Origin of the sequence: Massilia sp. CT11-108, from assembly GCF_047302915.1 — a bacterium.
Taxonomy (GTDB): Bacteria; Pseudomonadota; Gammaproteobacteria; order Burkholderiales; family Burkholderiaceae_D; genus Telluria; species Telluria orientalis.
Genome location: NZ_JBKYMO010001373.1, coordinates 1 through 335, shown reverse-complemented (window position 1 = coordinate 335; position 335 = coordinate 1). Strand labels below are relative to the sequence as shown.

The 335-nt window shown below is 71.9% G+C and carries 1 protein-coding gene; it reads right to left on the bottom strand.

Annotated features, from left to right (window positions below):
* On the bottom strand, nt 1-335 hold a 335-nt coding region (locus tag ACEN88_RS34855), incomplete at both ends, for a hypothetical protein (protein ID WP_413346992.1).

Here is a 335-nt window from a genome sequence, read left to right as displayed (position 1 = left end):
CACCAGCGCCGTTTCCAGCACGGCCTCGAACAGGCGCGCGCGCACGCCATGCAATTCCTTGCCCGTGTTTTCCAGCCCCGTGGCCAGCTGGGCGCACGCGAGCTCGAGGCGCGCCGCTTCGTCGTCGAAGGAGGCGACGCCTTCGCGCCGCCGCGTCGCGATCCCGGCCGCGAGAGCGTGCAATTCGTCGACGTGGTGGCGCAGCTTCAGTTCGACGGGCAGCAGGCCCTCCGCGTGGGCGCGGATCGAGTCGATGCAGCGGCCGTCGACGCGGATGCGCTCGTCCGTCCGGTTCTGCTCCGTCTCGTCCGCCGGCGGGTCCGGCTCATCCGGCT